This is a genomic window from Erythrobacter alti (assembly GCF_037996805.1).
Lineage (GTDB): Bacteria > Pseudomonadota > Alphaproteobacteria > Sphingomonadales > Sphingomonadaceae > Alteraurantiacibacter > Alteraurantiacibacter alti.
The window spans coordinates 430,515-448,134 of sequence record NZ_JBBNAX010000001.1 but is presented as its reverse complement, the minus strand read 5'-3'; the positions used below and the strand labels follow the sequence as shown (position 1 = coordinate 448,134).

At 58.9% G+C, this 17,620-nt stretch carries 19 protein-coding genes; 12 read left to right on the top strand and 7 right to left on the bottom strand.

Annotated elements, in window-relative coordinates; genetic code table 11:
* Positions 1-8 precede the first annotated feature (8 nt).
* Genes AAC850_RS02125 through AAC850_RS02095 form a run of 7 tightly spaced genes read right to left on the bottom strand, consistent with a single transcriptional unit; the run spans position 9 to position 6,713 of the window.
* The gene (locus AAC850_RS02125) at positions 9-449 is read right to left on the bottom strand and encodes a nuclear transport factor 2 family protein (RefSeq protein WP_340586952.1); all 441 of its coding nucleotides are present in this window, start codon (positions 447-449) and stop codon (positions 9-11) included.
* On the bottom strand, positions 442-1,902 hold the full coding sequence (locus AAC850_RS02120; RefSeq protein WP_340586950.1) for an FAD-dependent oxidoreductase: 1,461 nt from the start codon (positions 1,900-1,902) through the stop codon (positions 442-444). The genes AAC850_RS02125 and AAC850_RS02120 overlap by 8 nt, the downstream gene beginning before the upstream one ends.
* Positions 1,895-2,950, bottom strand: coding sequence for a 4-hydroxy-2-oxovalerate aldolase (gene dmpG / locus AAC850_RS02115; protein ID WP_340586948.1), 1,056 nt, complete (start codon positions 2,948-2,950; stop codon positions 1,895-1,897). The genes AAC850_RS02120 and dmpG overlap by 8 nt, the downstream gene beginning before the upstream one ends.
* On the bottom strand, positions 2,947-3,891 hold the full coding sequence (locus AAC850_RS02110; protein WP_340586947.1) for an acetaldehyde dehydrogenase (acetylating): 945 nt from the start codon (positions 3,889-3,891) through the stop codon (positions 2,947-2,949). Before AAC850_RS02110 ends, dmpG begins: the two co-directional genes overlap by 4 nt.
* A 10-nt stretch (positions 3,892-3,901) precedes the next feature.
* Positions 3,902-4,678 (bottom strand): fumarylacetoacetate hydrolase family protein, encoded by a 777-nt coding sequence (locus tag AAC850_RS02105; RefSeq protein ID WP_340586945.1) that lies wholly within the window; start codon positions 4,676-4,678, stop codon positions 3,902-3,904.
* A complete protein-coding gene (locus tag AAC850_RS02100; protein WP_340586944.1) occupies positions 4,665-5,489 on the bottom strand; it encodes an alpha/beta fold hydrolase in 825 nt (274 codons plus the stop codon). The genes AAC850_RS02105 and AAC850_RS02100 overlap by 14 nt, the downstream gene beginning before the upstream one ends.
* A 9-nt stretch (positions 5,490-5,498) precedes the next feature.
* Complete coding sequence (locus AAC850_RS02095; RefSeq protein ID WP_340586942.1) at positions 5,499-6,713, bottom strand: acyl-CoA dehydrogenase family protein; 1,215 nt, start codon at positions 6,711-6,713, stop codon at positions 5,499-5,501.
* A 170-nt stretch (positions 6,714-6,883) separates the two neighbouring features.
* On the opposite strand from AAC850_RS02095, the gene AAC850_RS02090 reads away from it, so the two are divergent.
* Genes AAC850_RS02090 through AAC850_RS02035 form a run of 12 tightly spaced genes read left to right on the top strand, consistent with a single transcriptional unit; the run spans position 6,884 to position 17,619 of the window.
* Positions 6,884-7,639 (top strand): SDR family oxidoreductase, encoded by a 756-nt coding sequence (locus tag AAC850_RS02090; RefSeq protein WP_340586941.1) that lies wholly within the window; start codon positions 6,884-6,886, stop codon positions 7,637-7,639.
* Positions 7,640-7,644: 5 nt separating this feature from the next.
* On the top strand, positions 7,645-8,568 hold the full coding sequence (locus tag AAC850_RS02085) for a VOC family protein (protein ID WP_340586939.1): 924 nt from the start codon (positions 7,645-7,647) through the stop codon (positions 8,566-8,568).
* The gene (locus AAC850_RS02080; RefSeq protein WP_340586938.1) at positions 8,565-9,446 is read left to right on the top strand and encodes a CoA transferase subunit A; all 882 of its coding nucleotides are present in this window, start codon (positions 8,565-8,567) and stop codon (positions 9,444-9,446) included. Before AAC850_RS02085 ends, AAC850_RS02080 begins: the two co-directional genes overlap by 4 nt.
* Positions 9,446-10,249, top strand: coding sequence for a CoA-transferase subunit beta (locus tag AAC850_RS02075; RefSeq protein WP_340586937.1), 804 nt, complete (start codon positions 9,446-9,448; stop codon positions 10,247-10,249). The genes AAC850_RS02080 and AAC850_RS02075 overlap by 1 nt, the downstream gene beginning before the upstream one ends.
* A complete protein-coding gene (locus AAC850_RS02070; RefSeq protein ID WP_340586935.1) occupies positions 10,246-11,145 on the top strand; it encodes an enoyl-CoA hydratase in 900 nt (299 codons plus the stop codon). Before AAC850_RS02075 ends, AAC850_RS02070 begins: the two co-directional genes overlap by 4 nt.
* A gap of 5 nt (positions 11,146-11,150) precedes the next feature.
* The gene (locus tag AAC850_RS02065; protein ID WP_340586934.1) at positions 11,151-12,239 is read left to right on the top strand and encodes an NAD(P)H-dependent flavin oxidoreductase; all 1,089 of its coding nucleotides are present in this window, start codon (positions 11,151-11,153) and stop codon (positions 12,237-12,239) included.
* Positions 12,239-12,988 carry an enoyl-CoA hydratase family protein gene (locus AAC850_RS02060; RefSeq protein WP_340586932.1) on the top strand — a complete coding sequence of 250 codons (750 nt, stop codon included), beginning with the start codon at positions 12,239-12,241 and terminating at the stop codon, positions 12,986-12,988. The genes AAC850_RS02065 and AAC850_RS02060 overlap by 1 nt, the downstream gene beginning before the upstream one ends.
* A 1-nt stretch (position 12,989) precedes the next feature.
* Positions 12,990-14,153: an acyl-CoA dehydrogenase family protein gene (locus AAC850_RS02055; RefSeq protein WP_340586930.1), complete on the top strand. Its 1,164-nt coding sequence runs from the start codon at positions 12,990-12,992 to the stop codon at positions 14,151-14,153.
* Positions 14,154-14,162: 9 nt separating this feature from the next.
* Complete coding sequence (locus AAC850_RS02050; RefSeq protein ID WP_340586928.1) at positions 14,163-15,095, top strand: acyl-CoA dehydrogenase family protein; 933 nt, start codon at positions 14,163-14,165, stop codon at positions 15,093-15,095.
* A gap of 12 nt (positions 15,096-15,107) precedes the next feature.
* Complete coding sequence (locus AAC850_RS02045; protein ID WP_340586926.1) at positions 15,108-16,259, top strand: acetyl-CoA C-acetyltransferase; 1,152 nt, start codon at positions 15,108-15,110, stop codon at positions 16,257-16,259.
* Complete coding sequence (locus AAC850_RS02040) at positions 16,259-16,711, top strand: nuclear transport factor 2 family protein (protein WP_340586925.1); 453 nt, start codon at positions 16,259-16,261, stop codon at positions 16,709-16,711. Before AAC850_RS02045 ends, AAC850_RS02040 begins: the two co-directional genes overlap by 1 nt.
* A 2-nt stretch (positions 16,712-16,713) precedes the next feature.
* The gene (locus tag AAC850_RS02035; protein WP_340586923.1) at positions 16,714-17,619 is read left to right on the top strand and encodes an SDR family oxidoreductase; all 906 of its coding nucleotides are present in this window, start codon (positions 16,714-16,716) and stop codon (positions 17,617-17,619) included.
* Position 17,620 lies beyond the last annotated feature (1 nt).

Below are 17,620 nucleotides of genomic sequence, written 5' to 3'. Positions count from 1 at the left end.
CGGAATTTCTATGAGGCAGCTTCGCCCGGCGTGATCGGTGAATTGATCCGCCGGGTGACCAGCCACTTACCATCATTACCGCGCTCAAGTTCCCAGCGATTTCGCGAGACCCTCCAGGCCTCCAAACAATAATCTTGTGTGCGATAGACTGTACTGTAGCCCGTCGCGACAGCGGACGAGCCGTCGATCACAATGGTGTGCGGTGACAGGACATGGGCGCAGCCCTGCTTCATAAGATCCTGATGTGTGCGGCTGGTGATGAGCGCGGCAATTTCCTCGCGCCCTCGCGCTATGCCGAAACCGCCAACATGGTATTCGCCGTCTTCGGTCCATAATGCCGCAAGTTCATGCGCAGCGCCGCGATCTGCTAATGGACCGTAGCTCGCGATGAGGTCGGCGATATTTGCTCTGTCCTCCAGCCGCTCTAGCCGCTTCTCAATGTCAGCCATGGCTCGCCTTGCGCCCGGCCTGGCGCCCAAAGAAAGTGCAATCTGCAAGGCTCAAACCGGATGAATAGCCGTGCCCCCAAGCTGGCAGACCGTGTGTGCAACGTCCGGCGGCAAACAGGCCCGGAACGGACGAGCCCCCGCGATCAAGAACCTCGCCATCCACACTGGTATGCAATCCGCCCAGGGTGAAGAAACTGAAATAGCTCGTTTCGAAATTTAGCTCGAGCGCCACATAGGGCCCCTTATCCAGCGGCACGAGAATTGGCTCCTGCTTGTCGAACCGGGGATCGGTGCCGTTTGCGGCGTGTTCGTTGTAAAATTCCATCGTAGCCGCAAGCGTACATTTTGCCATTCCGAGCTCGGCTTCGACTTCATCCCAGGTCTCGCCTGTGGCCGCGATATCGGTGCGCGCGAAATCTGCCGGTTGCGAAAAATGGGCGCTGTCCAGAAGCAAGTAAACTTTTCCGCCAAGCTGATCGATACAGGTTCGCGATACGCGGCCGTGATAGCAATCCTCATTAATGAACCGCTGTCCGGCGGTGTTGACGAACACTCCATGCGCCTGCTCGGCCGGGATGATCCATGGGCAGGTGGTGAAGAACTGGTCCATGTGCACGGCATCGCCGCCGGCGGACATGCCGAGCATGATACCAGTCCCATCGTCGCGCTCACCGATTGGATCGCTGATGAGGAAAGTCTGGGGGCAGTAGCGGCGGCGCATGTCTTCATTCATCACGAAGCCGCCCGTTGCCAAAACAACACCACGCCGGGCGCGGACAAATTTTGGTTGGCCTTCTTCCATGAAGACAGCGCCGACGACCCGGTCACCATCGACGATCAGTGAACGAGCAGTGCTGTCCGTCGTGATGCGCGCGCCTTTGGCACGCGCACTTTGCTCCAATTGATCGACTAGCAGCCGGCCGCCACCCCAGCCAGTGAAGCGGATCACATGGCCGCGCGGTGCAGGCTTCGCAGCATCCCGGAACGGTGCAGCAGCCTCGCTGCCTGACCAGATCAAGGTGGAATCGTCAGCAGGTTCGATAATCTTCCCGGGAGCATAATTGCCACGGTAGGGCACGCCTTGAGCCTTCAGCCAATCGTAGTGGGCGAGGGCTTCACGTGCATATATTTCGCACTTGGCTTCGTTGACACAAGGTCCGCCTGCCATCTTGAGATATGTCTCGAAGTCTTCGGTGGCGTCGGTAAAGCCTGCATCGCGCTGCGCGTCTGTGCCGCCGCCGCCGCCGATATAGATTTCGCCGCCGGAAAGTGCAGAGGCACCGCCGCTGCCTGATCCGCGCTCATACAAGGCTACGTCTGCACCCTCTGTAGCGGCTTCGATTGCGGCGCAGGCACCTGCAGCACCAAAGCCGATCACCACAACGTCTGCGGTGTCATCCCAATTGCCGACCTCGCTTGCGGAAACCGGCCTGTGCAATGACAGGTCAACCATTCGCGGGTTGTGCCTCTTTCGCCTTTTGCAGGTCCAGAGCGACGTCCACGATCATATCTTCCTGACCGCCAACCATCTTGCGTGCACCCAGTTCGACAAGAATCTCGCGGGTATCGAGGCCATAGTCCTCCGCTGCCTTTTCTGCATGTCGCAGGAAGCTGGAATATACTCCGGCATAACCAAGGCTGAGCGTTTCGCGGTCGACCCTGACAGGGCGATCCTGAAGAGGGCGCACTAGGTCTTCCGCGGCATCCATCAATGCCATCACATCGCAGCCGTGGTTCCAGCCTTTGCGGTCGGCCGCAGCAATGAAGACTTCAAGTGGGGCATTGCCAGCTCCAGCGCCCATGCCGGTGAGGCTAGCATCGACGCGAACAGCGCCTTCCTGCACAGCTACCATCGAATTGGCGACGCCAAGTGCAAGGTTGTGATGTGCGTGAATACCGCGCTCCGTTTCCGGCTTCAGCACTTTGTCATAGGCGCGCAGGCGATCGCGTACGCCGTCCATATCAAGCGCGCCGCCGCTGTCGGTGACATAGACGCACTGGACGCCGTAGCTTTCCATCATCGCCGCCTGTGTTGCGAGTGTTTCGGCGTCGACCATGTGGCTCATCATCAGGAAGCCCGACACGTCCATCCCCAGATCGCGGGCGAAGCCGATGTGCTGCTTTGACACGTCAGCTTCGGTGCAATGGGTCGCCACGCGAACCGAGCGCACACCCAAAGCATGGGCACGCTGCAAATCCTCGACCGTCCCGACACCAGGAAGGATTAGTGTGGTCAGCACCGACTTTTCCAGCACATCGGCAACGGCTTCCAGCCATTCCCAATCGGTATGTGCGCCAAATCCGTAATTGAAGCTGAGACCCGACAGGCCGTCACCATGAGCGACCTCTATGGCGTCTACGCCTGCGCGGTCCAACGCCTTGGCGATGTCACGCACCTGATCGATGCTGTACATGTGACGGATGGCGTGCATCCCGTCACGCAGGGTCACGTCCTGAACGAAAATCTTGTCGCCGGCGTCGATATTGAAGGTACTGCTCATTCTGCCGGCTCCTTCGCTGCGATTTGTCGTTCGGCGATAAGTTCGCCCGTAGCTTTGGCTGCCGCAGTCATGATATCGAGATTACCCGAATACGACGGAAGATAATCACCCGCGCCCTCGACTTCGAGCAGGACCATCGTTTTCACTCCGGTGAATTGGCCCATGCCCGGAATTGTCAGCGGATTGTTGTCGCCGAATCGCTCGAATTGGACCTGCTGCTTCAACCGATAGCCGGGTACATATCTCTTCACCTTGGCGACCATCGCCTCCACCGACGCGCGGATCGCATCTTCGTCCGCACCTTCGGAAAGAGTGAATACGGTATCACGCATGATCATCGGCGGTTCGGCAGGATTGAGAATAATTATCGCCTTGCCCTTCGCGGCGCCGCCGATCTTCTCGATCGCGCGCGCCGTAGTCCGGGTGAACTCATCGATATTGGCGCGCGTGCCGGGGCCAGCCGAACGCGAAGAGACTGAAGCGACGATTTCTGCGTAATGAACCGTCGCCACCTGGCTGACCGCCGCGACCATGGGAATGGTCGCCTGACCGCCGCATGTCACCATGTTGAGATTCGGCTCATCGAGGTTGGCCTCCATATTCACTGGCGGAATGGTGAAGGGACCGATGGCAGCCGGCGTCAGGTCGATGACACGAATGCCATCGGCACGCAGCTGTGCGTCATGTTCCTTGTGAGCATAGGCGCTGGTGGCATCGAAAGCGATGCGCAGATCCTTGTAGCAATCGAGCTTCTTCAGGCCATCGATGCCTTCATGGGTCGTCGCAACTCCGTGTTCGCGCGCCATCGCCAAACCTTCACTGGCGGGATCGATGCCGACCACGGCTGCCAGTTCCATGTTCTGCGGATATTTGATCATCTTCATCATCAAATCGGTGCCGATATTGCCCGAACCAATGATTGCCGCTTTTACCTTGCTCATATCCCAGTCCCTATACGAAGCGCGCGGTGCAACTGCCCACGTCCTGCAAGTGCATTTCAAATTCGTCGCCAGCCTGCGCATTCTCCAGCGGGACCAAAGATCCCGAGAGAATGATGTCGCCCGCATCCAGTGTGACGCCGTGCGTGCCCAATGTATTGGCCAGCCACGCGACAGCCTGCGCCGGATCCCCCTGAACCGCCGAGCCATAGCCTTCTGAAAGCGGTGCGCCATTCTTGGTAACGGTGACCTTGAGAGATGGCAGATCAAGCGTGCGAGGATCGACGCGGGCCTCCCCTAGCACGAATACGCCGCAGCTGGCGTTGTCGGCAACGGTATCGACGATTGTGATGTCCCAATTGTCGATGCGGCTATCTACGATTTCAAAACAGGGCGCGACTGCCTTTGTTGCCGCGATCACCTGCTTTGGCGTCACTCCCGGGCCACGCAGATCGTCAGACAAAATGAATGCAATCTCGGCCTCAGCGCGCGGCTGGATGAGTTTGTGTTTGACGACATCAATATCGCCCTGCTCGTGCATCGCATTGGTCAGGAAACCAAAGTCCGGCTGATGGACGCCCAGCATGTCCTGCACGGCCTTGGAAGTGACGCCGATTTTCTTGCCGACGACCCGCTCGCCTTCAGCGCGCCGCCGGGCGAGGAAATCAAGGCTGATGGCATAGGCATCGTCGACGGTAAGGGCAGGATCGCGGCCTGCGATGGGTGCAATCGTGCGACAATCGCGCAGCGCGGCAAATAGCTCCTGGCCGTATTTTTCAGCCGCACTCATGCAGAAATTCCGTTGCATAACGGTTGAATTCGTTCACGCGCTCGACCTGCACCCAGTGACCGGTCCGGCCGAATGTGACGGTGCGAGCATTGGCGCAGCGCTCCAGAAAAAGAGCGGAATGCTCCACAGGACAAAACTCATCGTTCAGCCCCCACAAAACAAACACCGGACAATCGAGTTCTCCAAGGCGCGGTGACAGATCGGGCGTTTTCATCCGCATCAAGACATCTTTCGGCTGTGTCTTCGCGACCGCGAACCGTTCTTCGACAAGTGCGTCGGGAATGTTCTTTGCGAAATCGGGGTGCACCAGATTGCCCACCAGCCGGCGCTGTTCTTCCAAACTGAAATCGGGTGATCCGAAACTCGATTTCATCTTGGCGATACCCGGCATGGTGAAATAGCTCGCCTGCTCGGCTACGCAGCCCGGCGCCATCAAGACCAGCGATGACACGAAGTCCGGTTCATCAAGCGCAAGCTGGATGGCGATGCCTCCGCCGAGCGAGTTGCCTACGAAAGCCGCACGATCGACACCGTGCTCTCGTAATGCTTCGCGCACTGTCGAAGTGAACAATTCGAGCGTGTAGTCGGTATCTTCTGGTTTCGAAGATTCTCCGTAGCCAATCAGGTCGGGCAGGATGACCCTGTATCCCGCTTCTACGAAAGCATCGATATTGCCGCGAAAGTTCGAGACGCCAGACGCGCCCGGACCGCTGCCGTGCAGGAACACGACTGCCGGGCCTTTACCGGCTGTAGCCAGTTGGATCTCCTGACCATCCGATACGCGGTGGCGCGAAGTGATGATTTCCGTCATCGCTCTGCGTTACATGAACGTGAAGACGGGAGGCTGACCGAGCATCGTGCCGACCACATCCTTGGTCCGGTTGTTGGGATCGTTTGCCACGTGCGCACGCGCAGCGTTGATGTCCAGCCACGGCTGGATGATCTCGCTCGAGGTGTAAATCGCACGGCCGCCCAACAGCTCAACCATAGCATCAACCAGCTTGGCCAATCGGCGAACAACGGTGGAAGACTGGTACGCATACAGCGCGCGTTGCTCGAGTGTGATCTCTTCTCCGCGTTCGGCCGTGTCGAGCAATTCCTTGAATGTCGTGCGCAGGGTTAGTTCCATCTCCTTCGACTGTGCATGAGCGGCAGCAATTGCTGCATGTAGCGCCGGATCGTCCTTAGAGGCCTTGCCCGTGTTGGTGGAGATGCGGCCTTCCATGATCTTCATGGCAGCGTTGATTGCAGCGCGCGTTCCACCGAATGCAGCAGTGCTCACCGAGCGCACAAAGACCTGTGCCCAAGGGAGTGAATAGAGCGGGCTGTCATTCACTTCCTGACCAGGATTGTTGCACATGAACCCGTCTAGAGCGCGGTGCGTGCGGTACTCAGGTACAAAGGCGCGATCGACCTTGATGCCATGGCTGCCGGTGCCTTGCAGCCCGAACACATGCCACTCGTCCTCAAGGATTTCGTAGTCCGAGCGTGGGAGAAGGAAAGTGCGCATATCCGGTGCGCCGCCTTCTTCCGAAGGAGGAACCAGAGCGCCGAGCAAAACCCAGCCGCAGTGGGTTGAGCCGGTGGAGAAGCCCCAGTGGCCCGAAAGATAAAAGCCGCCCTCAGTCGGTTCGACTTTGCCAACAGGCTGGTAGGTGGAGGAAACAATCATGTCGGAATCCTCGCCCCAGACTTCCTGCTGCGCCTTGTCTTCAAACAGCGCCAGTTCATAGGGGTGACAACCGACGACGCCAAACATCCATCCGGTCGACATACAACCTTCGGCAATCAGTTTTTGAACATCAAAGAACACATTGGGGTGCATTTCATAGCCGCCGAATCGTTTCGGCTGGAGAATCCGGAAAAAGCCTGCCTCCTTCAGCTCGGCGATTGTTTCGTCGGGTACGTTGCGGTCGGCAATACATTTCCGCGCTCGGGATTTGAGTGTGGGGATCATAGCGCGGGCGCGATCCACCAGTTCCTGCGCGGTGGGGATGTCCCCTTCCTGTGTATGCATCGCAGTCACCGTTACCATCGTCACTCTCCTGTATGTGCGTTGATTCGTTCATTTGCACGATATTCGTAAAACTTGTTGCCAAAAAATACGCAAATCGTCAATTGAAAAGCGATCTACTTTTATATATGTGGGTTTTCAGCAGCGCAGACTGACTGATTCACGGTCAGAGTATTGTTAAGGAGAACGGGGTGTCATCAAGGCTTGACGGACGCGTGGCAATTGTCACCGGGGGAACCCGGGGCTTGGGCCGTGCTATAAGCCTCAGCCTTGCCGACGCTGGCGCGAAAGTGATGGCCTGCGCGCGTAGCGAGCCGGAGAGCCTGCCCGACGGGGTGAGCTTTGCGCAGCTTGACGTGCGCGATGCCGAAGCGGTCGAGGCCTTTGTGGCCCAAGTGCACAAACAGCATGGCCGCATCGATATCATCGTAAACAATGCCGGTGGCTCGCCCAATACAGATGCCGCTACTGCCAGCCCTCGCTTCGCCGACAAAATCGCGCAGCTCAATTTGCTGGCACCCTATTATCTTGCCCGCGCAGCGCATCCCTACCTTGTAAAATCCGGCAACGGAGCGATCATAAATATTGCCAGCGTGTCGGGTATCAGGCCTTCGCCAGGCACCGCTATTTATGGCGCCGCGAAAGCTGGTTTGCTCAGCCTTACCAAAAGCCTCGCGCAGGAATGGGGCCCGCAGGGCATCCGCGTAAACGCGATCATCGTCGGACTCGCCGAAACTGAAACCGCAGCGCAAACATACGGCGACGATGAGGCGCAGGCCAAGATCGCCGCGTCATTGCCATTGGGCCGTATGGCGCGCGGCGAGGATGTTGCGCGTGCAGTGCTTTATCTCGCTTCTGATGCTTCCGAATATGTGTCCGGTGCATGGCTTAACGTCGACGGGGGCGGTGAGCGTCCTCTTTTTCTAGATATTGTGAAGGGAGGATAGCTGTCATGGCTATCAAGCAACTCGGTTATGTGGTCATCGAAACCGCGAAGGCGGACGTGTGGCGTGACTATATGACGCAGGTGGTCGGCGCCATGTCGGCTGACGAAAGCGCCGATGGCGCAGCGCACTACCGCGTCGATGATCGGGTCTTCCGCTTTCGTATCGTAGATTCCGATGTCGAGCGCCTTGCGGCAGCAGCATACGAGGTTGATTCGCGTGGCTCGCTCGACGAGTTGGCGGGAAAGATCGAGGCGGCGGAGCGTGACGTCGCATGGGGCGATGACGCTGGCGCTTCAATACGCGGTGTAGAGGCTTACTTCAGCACTAGCGATCCGGCAGGCAACGGTCTGGAATTCTATGTCGGCGATGCCAAGAGCGATCAGCCCTTTGTCTCGCCGCAAGATGTCTCGGGATTTGTAACTGGCGAATTCGGTATGGGGCATGCGGTATTTGCCGCACCTGATTTTGAGAAATCCCACGCATTTTATCGCGACACGATCGGTTTTCATGACACCGACCTGCCACATTTCCGCTTCTCACCTGATCCTGAAGATCCGGGAATGCGCTTTGCGTTCATGCATGCGGACAATGGCCGTCATCACGCTTTGGCGATCGGAGAAATGCCGCAAAATCCGGCAAGCTGCGTTCACCTGATGCTCGAGATGAAGAACGTTAGCGACGTGGGCAAATGTCATGACAGGATGCGCGGAGCAGGCGTAGAAGAAAGCGCCAGTATCGGGCGCCACCAGAACGATCAGACGCTGGGTTTCTATATGAAGACACCAAGTGGTTTCGATCTGGAAATCGGTTGCGATTCACTGGTGATCGACCCGGGTAGCTGGAAAGCGACGGCGCACGGCCAGCCCAGCGAGTGGGGCCATGTCTGGTCGTGGCAAAAAGCGATGGAAGAATCGGAGTCCACTCAATGAGCCTTGATAAACGTATGGATGCCGCCGGGATTGTCGGGCGGCTCCGCAGCGGCATGACGCTAGGGATCGGGGGCTGGGGTCCGCGCCGCAAGCCGATGGCACTCGTCCGAGAAATACTCCGCTCGGATATCACCGATCTGACCATTGTTTCTTACGGCGGTCCCGATGTCGGAATGCTGTGCGCAGCGGGCAAGGTGAAGAAACTTATCTTCGCGTTTGTATCGCTAGACGCTATTCCGCTCGAACCCTGGTTTCGCAAAGCCCGGCAAGCCGGCGAGATCGAGGTCCTGGAGCTTGACGAGGGCATGTTCCAGTGGGGCTTGAAAGCGGCCGCGTTTGGTGTGCCTTTCCTGCCGACAAGGGTGGGTCTTGGGACCGATCTGCTGGAACTCGGTAACCTAAAGACGGTGAAGTCTCCCTACGAAGATGGTGAGGTCATGGTCGCCATGCCCGCACTGAAGCTCGATGCGGCAATTCTGCACGTTCACCGGGCCGATCACCGTGGCAACATCCAGGCGCTTGGCCCGGACAGCTATTACGATGAATGGTTCGCCAAGGCAGCGGAAGAGTGCTTCGCGAGCTGCGAAGAATTGGTTCCGGCGATGGAGGATTCCTATCCGGAAGACGCCAAGGCTAATATCATCGAGCGTTGTTTCATTACCGGTGTGACCGAAGCGAAGGGCGGGGCGCATCCAACCTCGTTCCCGCCGTCATACGGCTTGGACATGCCCTATTTCAAGAAATACGCAGGCGCGGCGAAAGAGCCGGGTGACTGGGATTCTGTGCGCGGCGATCTGGTCGGCGAAAACGAACAGCAATATCTTGCCAGCGTTGGCGGAATGGAGGCGGTAGGGTCACTTCCCCTGCCGATATACTGATGGGCATCACGCTAGCTGAACTGTGCATCGCGGCGGTGGCGGAAACTTTCCGTACCGACCGGGAAATCATCGGAACGGGTATCGGTCCGGTCCCGCGCCTTGGGGTGGGTCTTGCAAAAATGACTCACAGCCCCGGTCTGATGATGACCGACGGGGAGGCCTATCTGGTTGAGCAACCGGTTCCGCTCGGGCCGCGCGCCTACGACGATCGCAAACCTGCAGGCCATCTGCCATTTTCGCGTTTCTTCGACAGCGCGGTGTGGACCGGCCGTCGCCACGCGATGGTCACACCAACCCAAGTTGACCGGTTCGGGCAGACCAATCTGTCTGCGCTTGGTGGCACACATGAACAACCCAAGGTCCAGATGCTTGGCGCGCGGGGTTTCCCCGGTAACGGCATCTACCATGCCAATTCGATGTTCATTCCCGGCCATTCCACCCGCGTCTTTGTCGAAGGCGAAGTCGACCGTGTATCCTCGCCCGGATATAATCCTGCGCGCCGGATCGAAGGCGGCAATTATTCCGGCATCGACTTGCGCAAAATCATCACCAATCTGTGCGTAATGGACTTCGGGGGAGCTGATAATGCGATCCGCGTCGTAACGCTGCACCCCGGCGTCTCGTTCGACGAAGTGCAGGAAAACACCGGTTTCGAGCTGAGCGATGCCGTCGAGGGTGAAACGCCCACACCAAGCGAAGAGCAGCTCGGTATCATCGAACAGCTCGATCCGCATGGCATCCGTCACAAGGTGCTCAAGGATAATCCGCCAGCAAATCAGGAAACGCAGGAAGCGTCGGCATGAGCGATTCCATCGTGCCTCCGGTGGATCAGCCACCCGAATACGAAAGCGCAGAACCTGTATTGTACGAAGTGCAGGACGGAGTGGCCTATGTCACACTGAACCGCCCACAGTATCATAACGCGCAGAACAGCCAGATGACCTATGCGCTGGATGACGCTTTCCAGCGCGCCGTCAATGATGACGATGTGAAGTGTATCGTGCTTAAATCAGATGCCAAGCACTTCACGGCCGGGCACGACATCGGCACGCCAGGGCGCGACTTTCACTCCAGCTTTGATCGTCGTTTGATGTGGTATGACCATGCCAACAAGGGAGGTGCTGAAAAGGCTTATGTGCGTGAGCAGGAAGTGTATCTCGGCATGTGCAAGCGCTGGCGTGCCATTCCCAAGCCCACCATTGCGCAGGTCCACGGTGCCTGCATCGCGGGCGGACTTATGCTGGCATGGGTTTGCGATCTGATCGTAGCTTCGGACGATGCGTTCTTTCAGGATCCGGTCCTGCAAATGGGCTTTCCGGGCATTGAATATTTCGCGCATTGTCATGAATTGAACCCGCGCATCGCCAAGGAATTCCTGTTTCTGGGTGAGCGGATGAGCGCGCAGCGTGCTTACGAAATGGGCATGGTCAATCGCGTGGTCGCGCGTGACGACTTGGCCGCAGAAGTTGCCCGCATCACAGCGCGTATTGCTGAGCAGCCGAGACTGGCGCTGCAGCTTGCAAAACAGGCTTGCAACCACATGGAGACCTTGTCCGGCAAGGAAGCCGGAATCGACGCTTCATTTGGTTATCACCACTTCGCCCACGCCAACAATCAGTTGGTGGACGGGGATTACATTGGTGGCTTCGACGGTAAGAAGATGGCCGACAGCAACAAGCGCCAGGCCGAAGAGAGCTGAACCGCATGTCAGATCCGCTCTCCACGCCATTGACGCAGATGCTCGGCTGCCGTTTGCCCGTTGTGCAAACTGCGATGGGGTGGATCGCCACGCCGCAGTTGGTGGCGGCCAGCAGCAATGCTGGCGCGTTCGGGTTTCTGGCAGCGGTGGTGATGAAACCGGCCGAACTGGCGCAAGCTGTTGCCGAGACTGCGCGGCTGACACCCCATAATTTCGGCGTAAACTTTCACAGCTTTCAACCGGGTGCGAAAGAGGTCGTCGAGATCGTCCTTGCAAATGCAGACAGGGTGAAGGCGGTCAGCTTCGGGCGTGGACCCGATGCGGAGATGATCGCGAAATTTCGCGCTGCCGGGATTGTCTGTATGCCAACGGTTGGCGCACTCAAGCATGCGGAAAAGATGGTCGCCCTCGGTTGCGACGCGATCACTATTCAGGGCGGCGAGGGCGGTGGTCACACAGGCTCCGTCGCGACGACGGTCCTACTTCCGCAAGTGCTCGACGCGGTGGACGTGCCGGTACTCGCCGCAGGCGGATTTGCCGATGGCAGAGGTCTTGCAGCAGCGCTCGCCTATGGTGCCAGCGGTATCGCTATGGGCAGCCGGTTCATGATGACGAGCGACAGTCCGGTCCCCGCCGAAGTGAAGGCTGCATACACCAAAGCCGGCACACAGGATATTTTCGTCACCAAGAAGATCGACGGCATTCCCCAGCGTATGATCCGCAATCCCATGCTTGATCGCATCGAAAGCGGCGGTGCGCTGGCCCGCTGGCGTCGCGGCTTGCTTGCCGGATTGGCGATGAAGAAAGAGACCGGCGCAAGCTGGCCCGAAATGATCAATGCAGCGCGGCAAATGACATCCCACGGCGAAATGGCATTGCCCGAAGCCATGCTCGCCGCGGCGGCGCCAATCCTGCTTCAGAAAGCGGTTGTGGAAGGCGATGCCATCAATGGACTGATGGCTTCAGGCCAGGTCGCTGGCCGGCTCGACAGCCTACCAAGCTGCGCCGAACTTCTCGCCGATATCGAGCGTGACGCGCGCGAACGGATTGCCGCGCTGACTGGTGCGACCGACACAATGAAGGGAACAGCCTGATGGGCATCGAAACTCACGTGAGCGACAGGATCGCTGAGATCGTTTTTGACGTTCCGCCGGTCAACGCGTTCGACAGCGAGACGTGGCTCAGCATTCCGGACATCATCAAGTCTGCGTCATCCCGCGAAGACGTGAATTGCGTTCTGATCCGTGCCGAAGGCAAGGGCTTCTGTGGCGGCGTCGATATCAAGGAGATGCAGGCGCATCCCGAACGGATCACGCAGCTGAACCGCGGAAATTTTCTCACCTTCCGCGCCGTGCGCGAGGCGGAGGTTCCGGTTGTTGTGGCCGTACACAATTTTGTGATTGGCGGCGGCATCGGCATTTGCGGTGCGGCCGACACGATCATCGCAGCCGATGACGCTTACTTCTCCCTACCCGAAGTCGATCGCGGAGCGATGGGCGGGGCCAGCCATCTTTCCCGAATGCTGCCCTTGCACAAGGTTCGCGCTGCATTCTTCACCGGAGGCCGGATCGAAGCCGAGGAAGCATGGCGGCTCGGCGGGGTCGAGAAGGTGGTTCCTCGCGCCGACCTTGGAAGCGAAGCCCGCGCCTTTTGTGCGCGTATAGCGGGCAAGAGCCGCAAGGCCTTGGTGCTGGCGAAAGAGGCTCTGAACGGCCTCGAACCGCGCGATGTCGATGCGGGCTATCGCTGGGAGCAAGGTTTCACGCTGGAAATGTATCTGCACGAAGACAGCCAGAAGGCGCGCGATGCCTTTGTGCAGTCGGGCAAGACGGCGGATTTCTGAGATGGAGCTGCAATATACGCCATCCCAGCAGGCCTTCCGTGCCGAAATTCGCGACTGGTTAGCGGCCAATAAGCCGTCTGAACCACTTATCACTCTCGAATGCGAGGAAGGCTTCCATCAGCACGTTGCCTGGGAGCGCAAGCTCGCCAGGGGCAATTGGGGCATGGTCACTTGGCCGGAAGCCTATGGCGGGCGCGGCCTCGATCTTGTCGAATGGCTGATTTTTGAAGAGGAATACTGGGGTTCGGGCGCGCCCTTGCGTGCCAACCAGAACGGTATTTTCCTGCTCGGCCCCACCATCATGGAATATGGTACGGACGATCAGAAGCAGCGCTTTCTCACGCCGATGGCGGCAGGCGAAAAGATCTGGGCGCAGGCATGGTCGGAACCCGGCGCAGGCAGCGACATGGCTGCCATCAAGGCCACTGCCGTGCGTGACGGCGATCACTATGTATTGAACGGTCAGAAGACCTGGTCGAGCCGTGCGAGCTTTGCTGACTGGGGCTTCGGCCTGTTCCGCACCGAGGAAGGCAGCCAACGCCACAAAGGCCTGTCTTTCCTGCTGTTCGATCTGGAATCGGCGGGCATCACCCGTCGTCCGATCCGCCAGCTTCATGGAGATCCCGGATTTGCCGAATTGTTTTTCGACGATGTGCGCGTTCCGGTCGAAAACCGTCTGGCTGGCGAAGGTGAGGGCTGGAGCGTCGCCATGGCGACCGCCGGGTTCGAACGCGGATTGATGCTGCGTTCACCGGGCCGCTTTCAGGCGACAGCACGGCGACTGATTGATCTGTTTCGCAAGCACGAAGCCAGCGCCACACCTTCCGCGCGAGAGGCGGTGAGCAAGGCGTGGATGGACACGCAGGCTTATGCCTACAACACCTATGCCGTGACCGCGAAAATCATGGCAGGTGGCAGCATTGGCGCGGAAGCCAGCCTCAACAAGATATTCTGGTCGGAGCTTGATCGCGCCATGCACCGCACGGCGATGCAATTGTTGGGCGCTGCTGGCGAACTGCGCCGCTTTGCAGACGGAACTGCCAACGATTGGTTGGAAGGCTACATCTTCTCGCTGTCCGGCCCGATTTACGCCGGCTCGAACGAAATCCAGCGCAACATCACGGCAGAACGACTGCTCGGCATGCCGCGCGTGGGCAAGGGATAGGGGCTGACAATGGACTTCCTGATAGCTCCTGAACGGCTCGAACTGGCCGAAGCTGTCCGCGATTATCTAGCGGGCACGCATGGACCCGAAGTGTTGCGGAAGCTGGACGAAGGCGACAACCGCGATCCGGCGATCTGGGATGGTCTGGTTGAGATGGGCCTGACCGGACTGCTTGTTCCGGAAGAGTCCGGCGGGCTGGGACTTGCCTTGCTCGATGCGGCACTGGTTGCGCGCGAATGTGGTCGTGCCTGTCTGGCGGAACCACTGGTCGAAAGCGCACTGGTTATGGTGCCTTGGCAATTGCGTAACGGCGGCCTTGCCGACGCTGACGCCGTACTGTCAGGCGAAGCTCAGCCCCTTCCGGCGCATCAGATCAACGGATGGCAATCTGATGGCGAAGGCGAGGCGCTGGAAAGCGTGGATCCTTTGCGCAATCTCGCTGCATTGCTTGATAACGCGAGCGACGACGCACAACTGCTCGATCTGGGCGCTGTGATGAGCGCGGCGCAATTGGTCGGACTGGCCGAGGCCATGCTCGATCAGGCTGTCGAATATTCCAAGATTCGCGAGCAGTTCGGCCAGCCAATCGGCGGCTTCCAGGCTATGAAGCACCGCCTTGCAGACGTTGCCGTGGCGCTCGAATTTGCGCGTCCGGTTGTGTGGCGTGCGGTGCAGGCTCTCGATGATGAGGCGGGGTCCGCCAGCCTGCATGTGAGCCATGCCAAACTGGCCGCCGCGGACGCTGCTTACCTCGCTGCCGAAAGCGCGATCCAGGTGCATGGTGCAATGGGCTATACCTACGAAGTCGACCTGCATTTCTGGATGAAACGCACCTGGGCGCTGGCTGGCGCTTGGGGTGACCGCGCATTTCACCAGCGCCGCGTCGACGACGCTATTCTTGGCGGTGCCCATCCAATCGGCCCCGAAAACACTTTTGCTTGAGGATCCGAACTGATGCCCGAAGCCTATATCATCGACGCAGTTCGCAGTCCTATGGGCCGCAAAAAGGGCAGCCTTGCGCATGTTCATCCGGCAGACTTGGCTGCGCATCCCCTGCGCGAATTGTTCAAACGCAATGATGTAGATCCAGGCGCGGTCGAGGACTGCGTTTGGGGTTGCTGCGATACTATCGGGCCGCAGGCGGGCGATATCGGCCGTACCGCGTGGCTTGCTGCCGGCCTACCGCAGCATGTGCCGGGAACGACTGTGGATCGCCAGTGCGGATCGTCACAACAAGCACTACATTTTGCCGCACAAGGGGTGATGAGCGGGACGCAGGATCTCGTAGTTGCAGGTGGCAGCCAGGCGATGAACGCAATCCCGATCATGGCCGCGATGATGGCAGGTCAGCCCTACGGTTTCGACAATCCGTTTAATACCTCCAAAGGCTGGGTCGAGCGTTACGGCGACGGCGAGATCAACCAGATAGCTTCGGCACAGATGATCGCTGACAAGTGGAACATCAGCCGAGAGGCGATGGAAGAGTTTGCATACGCATCGCATGCGCGCGCTCATGAAGCGACGCAAACGGGTGCGTTCAAGCGCGAGATTGCTCCTCTTGAAGGTCTTGTCGAAGACGAAACGATCCGGCCCGGAACAACGCTCGAAGGATTGGCCGAGCTTAATCCAGTGGGCGGCAAGGGCACCATCACCGCAGGCGTTGCGAGCCAGAATTGCGACGGCGCCGCTGCACTGCTGGTCGCGAGCGAAAAAGCAGTGAAAGATCACAGATTCAAGCCGCGCGCACGCATTCATCATCTTTCGGTCCGGGCGGATGATCCGGTATGGATGCTCACCGCTCCCATTCCGGCGACCAAATATGCGCTTGAAAAGGCGGGCATGCGGATCGCCGATATCGATCTCTTCGAGTGCAATGAAGCCTTCGCCAGCATTCCGATGGCGTGGATGCACGAACTCGAAGTTCCGCACGAGAAGGTAAACATCCGCGGCGGCGCTATAGCGCTTGGCCATCCGCTCGGCGGTACCGGCGCGCGCATTATGACGACAATGCTTCATGCGCTTGAAGACACCGGCGGCCGCTACGGCTTGCAAACTATGTGCGAAGGCGGCGGTCAGGCCAATGTCACGATTATCGAGCGGCTTTGATGACAAATCCCGCAATCGATATTCCCAATCTGCTTTTCCGCTATGCCGACCTCATGGACGCAGGCGCGCTGGCTGACGCTGCGCACTTGTTCGATCACGGTGCGATCATGGCGCAGGGCAAGGAAATCGTGGGTGCGGAGCAGATCGAGGCATATTGGCGCAGCTTTGTCATTGTTCATGAAAACGGCGGGCTGAAGACACGCCATCTTACAACCAATCCGCAAATCTGCCTGTCCGATGACGGACAGATTGCGCAATGCGTCTCACAATGGACGATTTTGCAGCAGACCGAAGGGTTGGCGCTACAGATAATTGGCAGCGGGCGGTATTCGGACGAATTCGCGCTGGTCGATAATGTGTGGCGCTTCACTCGCCGCGAATATGCCTCCGTCGATTTCTGGGGCGATACGAGCCAGCATCTCAAGACAAAGACAAAAGAACTGGAAAATTGACCATGGGAATTTGTGAAGGCCGGACGGTCATCATTACCGGTGCAGGAGGCGGCTTGGGTCGGGCCTACGCACTCGCCTTTGCGGCAGAGGGCGCCAATGTGGTTGTCAACGATATCGGCGCCTCGCTGGAAGGCGAAGGCCGCGACACCAGCGCAGCCGATAATGTGGTCGCCACAATCAATGAAGCCGGTCAGGGCCGGGCTATCGCCAATTACGAAGATGTCACCGATTGGGACGCAACTGCGCGCCTTGTGAAGGCCGCAATTGACGAATTCGGCGACCTGCATGTGGTCGTCAACAACGCCGGTATCGTACGCGACCGGATGTTTGTCTCGGCCACGCTCGACGAGTGGGATGCCACGATGCATGTCCATCTTCGCGGCCACTTTTGCACTGCGCGCCACGCGGTCGACTATTGGCGGACGAAATCTAAAGACGGCCGCGATCCGGATGCGCGGATCATCAACACGACCAGTGGGGCAGGCTTGCAGGGATCGATGGCGCAGGCTGCATATTCCACCGCGAAAGGCGGGATCGCCGCGCTCACGCTGGTTCAGGCTGCGGAATTGGGTCGCTACGGCATCACCGCAAACGCGCTCGCACCCGCAGCGCGCACACGCATGACCGAGCAGGCTTTTGCCGAGAAGATGGCCACTGATGGCGATGCCTTCGATGTGATGGACCCCGCCAATGTCGCCCCCGCCGTTGTCTGGCTGGGCAGTACGGAGAGCCGCGATGTGACGGGCTGCGTGTTCGAACTGGAAGGTGGCCAAATCATGCTGGAAGATGGATGGCGCGAAGGGCCTCACGTCGACAAAGGTGCCCGCTGGGACCCTGCCAACGTGGGCGATGCCGTGAGCAAATTGCTGGCAGAGCGAGTGCCACCGCGCAAAGTTTGGGGAACCTGAG